This window comes from Nocardioides sp. Root240 (assembly GCF_001428825.1).
Lineage (GTDB): Bacteria > Actinomycetota > Actinomycetes > Propionibacteriales > Nocardioidaceae > Nocardioides.
Map to the genome: position 1 here is coordinate 377624 of NZ_LMIT01000010.1, position 12552 is coordinate 390175.

A 12552-nucleotide genomic window follows, 5' to 3' on the forward strand; every position below is an offset into this window, starting at 1 on the left:
CTGCAGGAATCCCCGCTCCGGCGGGGATTCCTGCGCTTGCTGACGGTTGCAACCATCAGCAACCGCAGGAGGACGTCAGCAACCCCGGGTCCTTGGCTCGGACCCATCGAGCATGATGGGCGCACCATGCCCCGCTGGACCCTGGCCGCCGTCGAGAAGGCCGCGCCGGACGCGTCGTCCCTGACGGCCGCGCGCAAGCTCGCGGTGCCGGGTCCGTGGTCCGAGACCGGCAGCAGCGAGACGCTGGTGTGGGGCCGTTGCCAGGGCAGCGGCCGGACGCCCTACCAGGTGTCGATCGACCTCGCCGGGCCTGCCTACCGGTGCAGCTGCCCGAGCCGGAAGTTCCCCTGCAAGCACGCGCTGGCGCTGCTCCTGCTCTGGGTGCGCTCCGACGGCGCGGTGGCCGACGTCGCCGAGCCGGCCGACTTCGCGGGCGACTGGGCGGCGACCCGGGCGGAGCGGGCGGCGGGGGCCGCGGTCGAGGCCGCGCGGGCGCCGGTGGATCCCGAGGCCCGGGCCCGCCGGATCGCGGAGCGCCGGGCGACGATGAGCGCCGCGCTCGACGACTTCGCGCAGTGGCTGGCCGACCTCGCCGCCACCGGTACGGCGGCCGCACGCCGCCAGCCGTGGGCCTGGTGGGACGCCGCGGCCGCCCGGCTGGTCGACGGGCAGGTGCCGGGCCTGGCCGAGCGGCTGCGCGACATGTCGTCGGCGGTGAGCAGCCGCGACGACTGGTCCGACCACCTGCTGTCCGAGATGGGACGCTGGTGGCTGGCGGTGCAGGCGTGGCGGCGGTGGGACGACCTCGAGCCCGCGACCCGAGGTGACCTGCGGACCTACCTCGGCTGGTCCTGGACGGCCGACGACCTGGCGGCCGCTGCCGCCGCTGTCCCGGACGCGTCGACGCCGGCCGCGGCAGGGACCTGGCAGGTGCTCGGCGCGCACCGCGAGGAGACCGGCCGGCTCAAGGAGCAGCGCACGTGGCTGCGCTCACCGGGCACCGGCGAGACGTTGCTGGTGCTCGACTTCGCGGGCGGACCGAACCCGCTGCCGGTGGCCCAGCTCGACGGCAGCGTCCTCGACGTGCCCGTGACGCGGTACCCCGGCTCGGCGCCGCCGCGTGCACGCTTCGACGCCGCGCCCGCCCGGGTCTCGGTCGACGCCGCGCTGCCGGAGGGCGGGTCGCTCGCCGACGCCCGGGCCACCTTGGCGCAGCTGTGGTTGCGCAACCCGTGGGCGGTGCGCACGCCGGCGGTGGTCCGTGGGCGCATCGTTCCCCCGGCCGAAGGAGCCACCGCAGCCCTGGTCGACGAGGACGGTACGACGGTCGCGCTGCTCGGCGCCGACCCGTGGGACGCCCTCGCCCGCACGGGCGGCGCCGTGACCGACGTCTTCGGCGAGCTCGAGGAGCGCGGGTTCCGGCTGCTCTCGGTGACGGTGGTGGCCTGATGACGACCTCGACGTGGTGGCAGCAGGCGACCGCTGCCGCGCTGCTCGGCACGGCCCGCCGCGAGCCACCCCCGCTCCCGGCCGACCTCGGCGTCGAGGCCCGCGGTGACGGGTCGCCCGAGACCGCGCTGCTCGACGCTGCGGCCGTCGGCGGAGCCCTGCTCCGGGCCGGTGGCCGCCCGCCGCCGACCGTCGTCGCGACGACGCCGGTGGCGCCGCCCGAGACCCAGCCGGAGGCGCCGGTGCGGTCGGTCCAGCTGCTCGCGCTGCTGCTCGACCAGCCCCCGGTGGCGGCGCGGCTGCGACCGCTCGCACTCCGGCACTGGCTCGACGCGGCGACCGCGCGCGGCCTCCGGGTCCCGCACGTCGCCCTCCCCCGCCTGCTCGCCCTCGCCGGCCAGCAGACCGAGCTCCAGCACGCGATCCGGCCGGTCCTCGGCGAGCGCGGCCGCTGGCTAGCCGGACTGCGCGCCGACTGGGCGTGGGGCGTGGAGACGGGGACCGCGCTCGCGCCGGTGGCCGCCGACGTGCTGACGCTCGAGGCGTGGCAGGCCCTCCCCGCTGCCGAGCGCCTCGACCGCCTCGACGGCGCCCCGGCCGAGGTGCTGGAGGCAGCCCTCGACGAGCGCTCCGACAAGGTACGACGCCAGGCCTGCCTGCTGCTCGACGCCCGCCCCGGGTCCGCCCGGGCGCAGCGGATGGCCGAGCGGCTGCGCCCGCTGGTCTCGTCGGCGGGCCGCCTGCGGAGGAGCCTCGAGGTCGAGCTGCCGACGCAGCCGGACGCCGCCGGCGTGCGCGACGGGCTGAGCACCACCCGCGCCGGTTCGCAGCGCGAGCGCTGGCTCGAGCTGATCTGCGCCGGCGCCCCGCTGGCGATCTGGACCGACGTGACCGGCAAGGACCCCGCCCACACCTGGCCGCTCATCACCCAGCCGGCGGCACGGGCGGGTGTGCTGCGGGCCGTCCGGGCACGCCATGACACCGCGTGGGCACAGGCCGCGGTGGCGGATGCGCCCGACCTGCTCGGCGTACTTCCTCCTGCCGAGCAGGACGACGCCGCGCTGCGCCTGCTCCGCGGCCACCGCACCCCGGCCGGCGTCGGCGCGGTCCTCCAGCACGTCCGGACCCGCTGGAGCCCCGCACTGAGCGCCGGCGTCGTCGACGTCCTGCGGCACACGCCGCCGGCCGGCGTCGCCGGGTCGGCATGGCTGGCGCCGCTGGCCGAGGCCCTCGACCCGTCCGTCCGGCCGGCGGTGTCCGCCTGGGCCCGCGCCGACCACCGGTGGGGCTCGCTGCCCGCCGACCTCGACCAGTACCTCTCCTTCCTGCCCGCGATCACGGAGGCCTTCCGATGACCCTGACCGAACCCACCGGCACCGCGCCCAGCCCCGACGGGGTGCTGCGGCTGCACGCGGAGGACGAGTACGCCCACGAGCTCGCCGCCCTGGCGGTCGCCGACGACCGACCGCGCCCGCCGCAGTGGCGGCTCTCGCCGTGGGCCGTCACGACCTACCTCCTCGGCGGGACGCTCGACGACGGCACCGTCATCACCCCCAAGTACGTCGGCGCGCGGCGCCTGATGGAGATCGCGGTCGCGTCGCTGGCGACCGACCGGGCACTGCTGCTGCTCGGCGTCCCCGGCACCGCGAAGTCCTGGGTGAGCGAGCACCTCGCGGCGGCGATCAGCGGGAGCTCGACGCTCGTCGTGCAGGGCACCGCCGGGACGCCCGAGGAGTCGCTGCGCTTCGCCTGGAACTACGCCCGACTGCTCGCCGAGGGACCCTCGCGCGCCGCCCTGGTGCCGAGCCCGGTGATGCGCGCGATGGAGACCGGCGCGCTGGTGCGGGTCGAGGAGCTGACGCGCATCCCGGCCGACGTCCAGGACGCGCTGATCTCGATCCTGTCCGAGAAGACGCTGCCGCTGCCCGAGCTCGACGACGAGGTCCAGGCCCGTCGCGGCTTCAACGTCATCGCCACCGCCAACAACCGCGACAAGGGCGTCAACGAGCTGTCGTCGGCGCTCAAGCGACGGTTCAACACCCTGGTGCTGCCGCTGCCCGACACCCTCGAGGAGGAGGTCGAGATCGTCCGCACCCGGGTGTCCTCGATCGGCCGCGGCCTCGAGCTGCCCGAGGAGCTCGCCGCCACACCGGAGATCGAGCGGGTGGTGACGATCTTCCGCGAGCTGCGCGGCGGGATGACCCTCAACCAGCGCACGACCGTGAAGTCGCCGACGAGCACGCTCTCGACCGCCGAGGCGATCTCGGTGATGACCAACGGCGTCGCGCTGGCCGCCCACTTCGGCGACGGCACGGTCCGCGCCGAGGACCTCGCGGCCAGCCTCACCGGCGCGGTCGTGAAGGACCCGGTGCAGGACGTCATCGTGTGGCAGGAGTACCTCGAGACCGTCGTGAAGGACCGCCCCGAGTGGGCCGACCTCTACCGCGCCTGCCGGGAGCTGACCTGAGCGCCTCGCCGGCACCGACGCCGCGCGTTGAGGTCCTCGGCATCCGTCACCACGGCCCGGGCTCGGCGCGTTCGGTCGCCGGCGCGCTCGACGAGCTCGCGCCGACGGCCGTGGTGATCGAGGGGCCACCCGAGCTCGACGCGTTGACGGCGTACGTCGACGAGGGCCTCGTGCCGCCGGTGGCCGGCCTGGCCTATGTCACCGCCGAGCCGTGGCGCGCCGCGTTCTACCCGATGGCAGCCTTCTCCCCGGAGTGGGTGGCCCTGCGCTGGGCGGTCGAGCACGACGTACCCGTGCGCTTCGCCGACCTGCCGGCCGCCAACGCGCTGGCTCCGGCGGAGGGCGACGACGCGGAGGCGGAGCCGGAGCGCACCGACCCGATCACGCTCCTCGCCACCACCGCCGGGTACGACGACCCGGAGCGCTGGTGGGAGGACGCGGTCGAGCATCGCGCCCCGTCGTCCCTGGCGAGGTTCGCCCTGCTCCGCGAGGCGATGACGCAGGCCCGTGCCGCGGCTCCGGTCAGCGCCGACAACCTGCGCCGCGAAGCGGCGATGCGCAAGGTGATCCGCGCGGTGGTCAAGGACGGCCACGAGCGGGTCGCGGTCGTGTGCGGCGCCTACCACGCGCCCGTCCTCGACCCAGCGACCTTCCCTTCGCAGTCCGCCGACAACAAGCTGCTCGCCGGGCTGCCGAAGGTGAAGGTCACCGCGACCTGGGCGCCGTGGACCGCGGGCCGGCTGGCCTACGCGAGCGGGTACGGCGCCGGCGTCACCTCACCGGGCTGGTACCAGCACCTCTTCGCCTGCTGGGCCGAGGGCCGGCCCGACGACGTGGTGCCCGGCTGGTTGACCCGGGTCGCCCGGGCACTGCGCGACGACGGGCTCGACGCGGCGCCGGCGACCGTCGTCGAGGCGGTGCTGCTGGCCGAGGCCCTCGCCGCGGTCCGCGGGCGGCCCAGCGCGGGCCTCGACGAGCTGATGGACGCCAGCCAGACGGTGCTGTGCGGCGGCTCCGCCGTACCGCTGGTGCTGGTGCAGCGGCGGCTGGTGATCGGCGAGGAGCTCGGCCAGGTGCCCGACGGGGTGCCGCTGGTGCCGCTCGCCGAGGACCTCGCGCGCACCCAGCGCTCGCTCCGGATGAAGCCGTCGCCGACCCCGACCTCCGTCACGCTCGACCTGCGCAAGGAGGCTCAGCTCGGGCGCTCCCTGCTGCTCCACCGCCTGACCCTGCTCGGCATCCCGTGGGGGGTCCCGGGCGATGCCGGCCGCACGACCGGCACGTTCAAGGAGGCCTGGGACCTCGAGTGGCAGCCGGAGTTCGCCGTCGCGCTGATCGAGGCCGGGCTGCTCGGCACGACCGTCGTGGGGGCGGCCGAGGCGCGGGTCCGCGAGGCGGCGGCCGAGGCGAAGGACCTGGCGACCCTCGGCAGGCTGGTCGAGCAGGCGCTCGTCGCCGACCTGCCGGGCGCGCTCGCGACCGTCGTCGACAGCCTCGCCGCGGCGACCGCCCACCAGCACGACACCCGCTCGCTGCTCGACGCGGTCGAGCCCCTGGCCCGCACCCAGCGCTACGGCGACGTCCGCAGGGCCGACGTCGGCCGGGTCCGGGAGGTGCTGCAGACCGTCGTGGTCCGCGCGTGCGTCGAGCTCCGCTCGGCCTGTGCCGCCCTCGACGACGACGCCGCGGCCGCGCTGCGAGCCTCGATCGACGCGGCCCAGCGCGGCATCGCGCTCGTCGGCGTCGGCCGGGACCGCTGGCGCGAGGCCCTCGCCGGGGTCGCCGCCGACGACCGGATCCACGGCGCGGTCGCGGGCCGGGTCAACCGGATCCTGCTCGACGGCGGCCACCTGACCTCCGGGCGCGCGGCCGAGCGACTCAGCCGCCAGCTCTCCCGCGGCTCCTCCCCCACCCACGCCGCCGCCTGGCTCGACGGTTTCCTCGACGGCGAGGCCGTGCTGCTCCTCCACGACCCGACACTCCTCGCCCTGGTCGACACCTGGCTGGGCGAGGTGGACGAGTCGGTGTTCGAGGACCTGCTGCCGTTGCTGCGTCGTACCTTCTCCCGGTTCGCGCCCGCCGAGCGCCGCCAGGTCGCGACCCGCGTCCGGCACCTCGGCAGCGAGCACGTCGACGCGGCGCGCGACCTCGACCTGGCCGCGGGCCGTGCCGCCGCGCTGCGCGTGGCGGGCCTGCTCGGCCTGGAGGTGACCCGATGACCGACCGCGACCTCCCGACCCGTTGGCGACTGGTGCTCGGCGGCGACGAGGCCGACCCGGCCGACGTACCGCTCTCGGCCGAGGACCTGGTCCGCGACCGCGCCCTCGCCCAGCTGTACGACGGCCAGGGCAGGGGCAACCGCGGCAAGGGCTCCGGCCCGCGGACCGCCGGCCTCGGCACGTCCGCGCCGAGCGTGAACCGCTGGCTCGGCGACATCCGGACCTACTTCCCGTCCTCGGTCGTGCAGGTGATGCAGGCCGACGCGATGGACCGGCTCGGCCTCCACCAGCTGCTCCTCGAGCCCGAGACGATGGCGGCGGTCCAGCCCGACCTCAACCTGGTGACGACGCTGGTCGGCCTCAACCGGGTGATCCCCGAGCACAGCCGGGCCACCGCGCGCGCCGTGGTCCGCGCCGTCACCGACCAGCTCGAGCAGCGGCTGCGGAGCAGGACGGTCCAGGCGATCACCGGCGCCGTCGACCGCGCGGCCCGCACCCGTCGCCCGCGCCACCACGAGATCGACTGGCGGCGCACCATCGGCGCGAACCTCAAGCACTACCTCCCCGACCACCGGACCGTCGTCCCGGAGCGGCTGCTGGGCAACGCCCGCCGCAGCCGCCAGACCCAGCGCCACATCATCTTGTGCATCGACCAGTCCGGCTCGATGGCCGAGTCGGTGGTCCACTCCAGCGTCTTCGGTGCCGTGCTCGCGTCCTTGCGCGCGGTGTCGACGCGGCTGGTCGCCTTCGACACCGAGGTCGTCGACCTGACCGACGAGATCGAGGACCCCGTCGACGTGCTCTTCGGCGTCCAGCTCGGCGGCGGCACCGACATCAACCGCGCCCTCGCCTACTGCCAGTCGCTGATCGAGCGGCCGGAGGAGACCGTGCTGGTGCTGATCAGCGACCTCTACGAGGGCGGGATCGCCGAGGAGATGCTGCGCCGCGCCCACGCGATCACCTCGTCGGGCGCGGTCATGGTCGCCCTGCTCGCCCTCAGCGACTCGGGCGCGCCGTCGTACGACGTCGAGCATGCCGCCGCGCTGTCGGCCATCGGGGTCCCGGCGTTCGCGTGCACGCCCGACCAGTTCCCCGACCTGATGGCCGCCGCGATCGAGAAGCAGGACCTGGCCCAGTGGGCGGCCGCGAACGACATCGCGATCGCGGGGCCGCCGGCCGAGGAGTAGCTCAGGCAGCCGTCGAGCCGAGCAGGTGCTGCTTGACGAGGGTCATGTCGGCCTCGAGGTGGGACAGTCGCAGGTCGGTCATCTCCGTGCCGTGGTGGACCTTGTCGTCGAGGGCGTCGAAGCGGCGGTCGAGGGCGTCGAAACGGCCGTCCATCGCGTCGAAACGGCCGTCCATCGCGTCGAAACGGCCGTCCATCGCGTCGAAACGAACGTCCATCGCGACCAGCCGGGCTGAGAGCCGCTGCTCACTCGCGCCGACGGCGTCCGTCACGACCTCCTGCGCGATGGTGCGCATCTGGCGGGTCAGCGTTGTCACCAGCCAGCGCAGCGTGGCCACACCCGTCGCCACCACGACGGCGACGCCGAGGATGGCTGCAGTCCAGGTGTTCACGGTGTCCATGGTGCCCCTTCCCGAAGGATCGGTCGAGGCGAAGGTACGTCGGTTCCCCGCGGGCCGCAGGCGGAGCGCATCGGCCTGTGGAGAAACCACCGCGGAAGGGCTCAGGCCTGCGCGGCCGCCCGGGCCGCGTCGAGCTCGGCCTTGGTCAGCACCGCGCGCACCTCGAGCGACACGTCGGCCAGCGGGTTCTCGCCGGCCGGGCTGCGGTCGATCGCGCAGACGACGGTGTCGACGATCGCACCACCCGCGCGCAGCGCGTTCGTCGCGTCGCGCACCGCACCGCCGGTGGTGATCACGTCCTCGATCAGCACGATCCGCCTGCCGTCGAACAACGGGCCCTCGGCCAGCTTGGCGGTGCCGTACTCCTTGGCCTTCTTGCGCACGAACACGACCGGGATGCCGACGAGCTGGCTCACCGCCGTGGCGATCGGGATGCCGCCCATCTCCAGGCCGCCGAGCAGCTCGGCGTCGCCCGGCAACAGCTGCGCGACCTCCCGGGCCACCCGCGCGAGCAGCTGCGGGTCCGCCTCGAAGAGGTACTTGTCGAAGTACTCGTTGCTCACCTGGCCGGACCGGAGGGTGAACTCACCCGTCAGGCGGCAGGTGGCGTCGATGTCGGCGGCGAGGGCGGTGTCCGTGGTCGTCACGGGTTTCAGGCTAGTGCGACCGCACCCGTCCGAACGACAGGGTCCGGTACGTCGCCCGGTAGCCGGGCGTGCCCACGGCCACCCGCACCGCCACTGTCCGGCCCCGCCACGCCCGCCTGAGCACCAGCTGCCGCGTGGTCGCGCCCGCGACGGCCCGACCGCCGACGTACCACCGGTAGGTGGCGCGGAGCCGGTGTGCCCTGCCGTCGGCGGAGTAGGCCGGCGCGGTCACTCCCACGGTCCGCCCCACGCGGGGCGTGCCGGACCGCACCGGCCACCGGGTGATCCAGGCGGCCGGGATCGTGCCCGGCACCACGACCGGGGTCTGCGAGGACAGCGAGGTGCCGGGACCGGTGAACCACGTCGGGTGATCGGCCGTGACCTCGACCCGGAGCCGGGCGCCGAGGTCGGCCGGCGTGACGACGTAGGTCGCCGACGTGGCGCCGGGGATCGGCGTCGCTCCGCGGAACCACCGCCAGGTGTGGGAGTACGTCGGCGCCGTCGGCCGCCAGGAACCGGCGGTGGCGGTGAGCCTTCGCCCGACGGCGACCGTGCCGGTCACGGTCGGCGGCGCCACGGCCAGCGGCGTGGTGTTCTCGACGACGACCGTCGGCGAGTCGATGGGCGCACCGTTGTACGCCCAGCCCGGCGCCGGCACCGCCCGGACGGAGATCCCGACCTCCCAGCCGTCGTCCATCCCGTTCAGCACGTACGTCGGCGCGGTGGCACCGTCGACCGCGACCCCGTTGCGGTACCACTGGAAGCGCGTCCGCACGGTCGGGTCCGACCAGACCACGTCGCTGTGCGCCGTCAGCGTGCGGCCCCACTCCGGGGCGCCGGTCAACGTCACCCCGCCGCTCGCGTGTCCCACCTCGAACCCGAAGGAGTACGTGCCGGCGTCGTGGCCCGCCCCGACCCGGTAGCCCAGGTCGAGCAGGCCGATGGACCCGGCACCGAAGGCGGTCCCGCCCGCGCCGCCGACGGCGCTGCTCAGGCCGCCGGTCGCGAACGAGAAGGCGTAGCCGTGGCCGGTCTCGTCGACGAAGCGCACGGCGTACCTGTGCTCCCACGGCGGGGAGATCAGGTCGAACTCGAACGTGCCCGTCGCGTCGAGGGTCTGCGCGGGCACGCCGGCGACCCGGTACCAGCCGCCGGGGACCTGCGGATACCAGGCACCGCCGTCCTCGCGCCACAACTCGGCCACCACGCCCGCGGTGGTGTGCCCGGCCGGCGCGGCGACCTTCCCCGTGTACGGGTACGTCGGGAAGCTCGTCAGCAGCGGCACGGACTCCAGGTCGGTGGCGGCCCCGTCCGTCACCGACAGCGCCGTCGCCCCGGTGATGGTCAGGGCGCCGATCCCGCCGTCGTACGCACACACGCCGGCCGGCGCCGCGCCCGGCCCGGACCACCAGCGGTCCCGCCCGTCGCAGGTGTTCATGTCCGACCACGACGTGCCGTAGCCGACGTAGTAGCTGCCGGTGGGCAGGCCGGTGACGGCGAAGCTGCCGTCCGGTTCGGTCCAGTCGGTCGCGACCCGGTGGTACGCCGGATCGCTCGCCGACACCACGACCACCTGGACCACCTGGACGTCGTAGCCGGCGGGGACGGTGACCGTGCCGGTGATCGAGCCGGTCCCGGCCGCGCGGGCCGGCGTCGCCGCACCCGCGACGAGCACCAGGGACGGCGCGAGGACCGCCGCCAGGGCAGCGAGGAAGGTCAGGAGTCTCCGGCTCACCGGGCCAGTCTCGACAGGTCCGCGCGCCGGTGCGTCAGGGTTCGACCCCAACAACACCGGGCTGGGCATGTGCCGGGCGGCTTCAGGGCCGCCAGGCGTTGCCTGACATGCCCTAGGGTCGGGGCCGTGCCTTCCGCAGCCCGTCGCGTCGCCGGCATGGGCGAGACGATCTTCGCCGAGATGTCCGCGCTCGCCGTCCGTACCGGTGCGGTCAACCTCGGGCAGGGGTTCCCCGACACCGACGGCCCGGTCGAGCTGCTCGACGCCGCGGTCGCTGCCCTGCACGGCGGTGCCAACCAGTACGCGCCCGGGATCGGGATCCCCGCGCTGCGGCAGGCGATCGCCCGCCACCAGCAGCGGCACTACGGCATCGAGCTCGACCCCGACCGGCAGGTCGTGGTGACGACCGGGTGCACCGAGGCGATCGCGGGGGCACTGCTGGGCCTGGTCGACCCGGGCGACGAGGTGGTCGTGCTGGAGCCGTACTACGACTCGTACACCGCGATCATCGACTTCGCCGGCGGCGTACGGCGCCCGGTGACGCTGCGGGCGCCGGACTTCCGGCTCGACCCCGACGAGCTCGCTGCCGCGGTCTCGCCGCGGACCAAGCTGATCCTGCTCAACACCCCGCACAACCCGACCGGCCGGGTGCTCGACGCCGACGAGCTCGCCGCCGTCGCGCGGGTGGCGCAGGAGCACGACCTGCTGGTCGTCACCGACGAGGTCTACGAGCACCTCGCCCTCGACGGTCAGCACGTGCCGATCTCGACCCTGCCGGGCATGGCCGAGCGCACGCTGACCCTCTCCAGCGCGGGCAAGTCGTACTCCGTGACCGGCTGGAAGGTCGGCTGGGCGACCGGGCCGGGCGAGCTCGTCGCGGCCGTGACCGCGGCGAAGCAGTGGCTGACGTTCACCTCCGGGGCGCCCCTGCAGCCCGCGGTCGCGCACGCGCTCGACCACCAGCCCGACTTCCCGGCCCGCCTCGCGGCCTCGCTGCGGGAGCGGCGTGACGAGCTGGTCGGCGGCCTGCGCGCGGCCGGGCTGACGACGTACTCGCCCCAGGGGACCTACTTCGCCACGACCGACGTCACCGACCTCGGCTGGGCGAGCGGCGGCGACTTCTGCCGGGCGCTGCCCGGGCGGGCGGGGGTGGTGGCGATCCCGTCGGAGGTGTTCTACGACGCCCCGGACGCGCCCGGCGCCGGCCGGCACCTGGTCCGGTGGGCGTTCTGCAAGCGGCCCGAGGTGATCGCCGAGGCGGTCCGACGGCTGGCAGCCGCCGACCTCACGGCCTGACCGTCAGCGCCTGGTCCGGTACCACTGCGACACCTCGGGCCGCAGCAGCAGCCAGGTGCCCGTCGCGAGGGTCAGCGTGACGACCACCAGCGGCGGACCGCTGAGCGCCATGACCAGGCTCAGGAGGGCGGCGCAGACGCCGGAGACGGCGAGCGTGATCCGCGCCCAGTTCTGCCCGAGGAAGGCGACCACCGCGAGCACGATGGCGAACAGCGCCCACAGCACCAGTGCGACGACCATGACGGAGAAGTAGACGACCAGCGTGTCGGCGGTCAGCTCGCTGGAGGCCACCAGGTCCGGCTGCTGGTCCTTGAGGTCGGCGAAGAACTCGTCGCGGTTGGCCGCCAGGACCACCCCCACGAGCACCAGCCCGACGGACACCACCGTCGAGAGCACCCAGGTCAGGAGGCAGGCCGCGACCAGCGCGCCCGGGCGTCGTACGACGGCGAGGCGGCGGTCCGGGAGCCGGAACCCCGGCACGGGGGCCATCGGCGGCAGCTGCGGCGCCTGGCCGGGAGCGGGCGGCTGGGACGGCTGCTGCCCGGGAGCGGGCGGGAGGGTCGGGCTGCCGGAACGCAGGTCCGCGACCCGTGCCGCACGACGGGCGTCGTAGCGCTGGGCCCACGGTCGCCCGGCGTACCAGTCGCGGGTGGGCTGGGCCCAGAGCAGGGCGATGCCGAACACGGCCATGATGGCGATGACGACCTCCGTCGCGAGGGCCGCCAGGAGGAGCAGGGGCGCCAGCACGGAGAGCACGATGCGGGCGCTCGGCGAGCGCTGGAACACCTGGTACCCGAGGATCGCGGCCGCGGCCGCGGCACCTGCTCCGGTCAGGCAGAGCACGCGCAGCACGCCGACCAGGGTGTCGACCGACATGTCGAGGTTGTTGGCCGAGAGCCACCGCTCGAGGCCCTGCTGGACCTCGAGCGTGTGGAGGGTCGAGATGCGCTGCCAGGCGGACAGGATCAGCACGATCGACCCGCCGATGATCAGCACGCCGGCGAGGGTCGCCTGGGGCGGTCGGGGCTGGGGCTGATTCATGACCCCATTCCACCAGACCGCCCCAGCGTCGGGGTTCGTGGCCTTTCCTTGCGGTTGTCGGCCGTTGCAACGGCCGACAACCGCAGGAATCCCCGCCTGAGCGGGGATTCC

General features: G+C 74.9%; 10 protein-coding genes. 6 read left to right on the forward strand and 4 right to left on the reverse strand.

Annotated elements, in window-relative coordinates:
* Window positions 1-126 precede the first annotated feature (126 nt).
* From ASE20_RS11935 to ASE20_RS11955, 5 genes are read left to right on the forward strand one after another with little or no spacing between them, the layout of a single operon-like run.
* Window positions 127-1449, forward strand: a complete 1323-nt coding sequence (locus ASE20_RS11935) for an SWIM zinc finger family protein (RefSeq protein ID WP_056894756.1) — start codon at window positions 127-129, stop codon at window positions 1447-1449.
* On the forward strand, window positions 1449-2804 hold the full coding sequence (locus tag ASE20_RS11940) for a DUF5691 domain-containing protein (RefSeq protein ID WP_056894757.1): 1356 nt from the start codon (window positions 1449-1451) through the stop codon (window positions 2802-2804). Before ASE20_RS11935 ends, ASE20_RS11940 begins: the two co-directional genes overlap by 1 nt.
* Entirely contained in the window at window positions 2801-3916 is a 1116-nt protein-coding gene (locus tag ASE20_RS11945) for an ATP-binding protein (protein WP_056894758.1), read from the forward strand. Before ASE20_RS11940 ends, ASE20_RS11945 begins: the two co-directional genes overlap by 4 nt.
* Window positions 3877-6135: a DUF5682 family protein gene (locus ASE20_RS11950; protein ID WP_200952784.1), complete on the forward strand. Its 2259-nt coding sequence runs from the start codon at window positions 3877-3879 to the stop codon at window positions 6133-6135. Before ASE20_RS11945 ends, ASE20_RS11950 begins: the two co-directional genes overlap by 40 nt.
* Window positions 6132-7322 carry a VWA domain-containing protein gene (locus tag ASE20_RS11955; RefSeq protein ID WP_056894759.1) on the forward strand — a complete coding sequence of 397 codons (1191 nt, stop codon included), beginning with the start codon at window positions 6132-6134 and terminating at the stop codon, window positions 7320-7322. The genes ASE20_RS11950 and ASE20_RS11955 overlap by 4 nt, the downstream gene beginning before the upstream one ends.
* Window position 7323: 1 nt before the next feature.
* On the opposite strand, the gene ASE20_RS11960 is transcribed toward ASE20_RS11955, so the two are convergent.
* The 3 genes from ASE20_RS11960 to ASE20_RS25565 all read right to left on the reverse strand — a co-directional run bounded on the left by ASE20_RS11960 (window position 7324) and on the right by ASE20_RS25565 (window position 10104).
* Window positions 7324-7713, reverse strand: a complete 390-nt coding sequence (locus tag ASE20_RS11960; RefSeq protein WP_157538501.1) for a hypothetical protein — start codon at window positions 7711-7713, stop codon at window positions 7324-7326.
* Window positions 7714-7823: 110 nt separating this feature from the next.
* Window positions 7824-8369, reverse strand: coding sequence for an orotate phosphoribosyltransferase (gene pyrE, locus ASE20_RS11965; protein WP_056894761.1), 546 nt, complete (start codon window positions 8367-8369; stop codon window positions 7824-7826).
* Between the two features lie 10 nt (window positions 8370-8379).
* Complete coding sequence (locus tag ASE20_RS25565) at window positions 8380-10104, reverse strand: hypothetical protein (protein ID WP_056894762.1); 1725 nt, start codon at window positions 10102-10104, stop codon at window positions 8380-8382.
* 126 nt (window positions 10105-10230) lie between these two features.
* On the opposite strand from ASE20_RS25565, the gene ASE20_RS25570 reads away from it, so the two are divergent.
* Window positions 10231-11400, forward strand: a complete 1170-nt coding sequence (locus tag ASE20_RS25570) for a pyridoxal phosphate-dependent aminotransferase (RefSeq protein WP_082612339.1) — start codon at window positions 10231-10233, stop codon at window positions 11398-11400.
* A 3-nt stretch (window positions 11401-11403) separates the two neighbouring features.
* Here the strand turns inward: ASE20_RS25570 and ASE20_RS11980 are convergent, their stop codons facing one another.
* Window positions 11404-12441: a hypothetical protein gene (locus ASE20_RS11980; RefSeq protein WP_056894764.1), complete on the reverse strand. Its 1038-nt coding sequence runs from the start codon at window positions 12439-12441 to the stop codon at window positions 11404-11406.
* Between the last annotated feature and the right edge of the window lie 111 nt (window positions 12442-12552).

What these genes read in the sequence shown, in the direction of transcription:
- ASE20_RS11935 (WP_056894756.1), top strand. Translation starts at nt 127, where the DNA reads ATGCCCCGCTGGACCCTGGCCGCCGTCGAGAAGGCCGCGCCGGACGCG.
- ASE20_RS11940 (WP_056894757.1), top strand. Translation starts at nt 1,449, where the DNA reads ATGACGACCTCGACGTGGTGGCAGCAGGCGACCGCTGCCGCGCTGCTC.
- ASE20_RS11945 (WP_056894758.1), top strand. Translation starts at nt 2,801, where the DNA reads ATGACCCTGACCGAACCCACCGGCACCGCGCCCAGCCCCGACGGGGTG.
- ASE20_RS11955 (WP_056894759.1), top strand. Translation starts at nt 6,132, where the DNA reads ATGACCGACCGCGACCTCCCGACCCGTTGGCGACTGGTGCTCGGCGGC.
- ASE20_RS11980 (WP_056894764.1), bottom strand. Translation starts at nt 12,441, where the DNA reads ATGAATCAGCCCCAGCCCCGACCGCCCCAGGCGACCCTCGCCGGCGTG.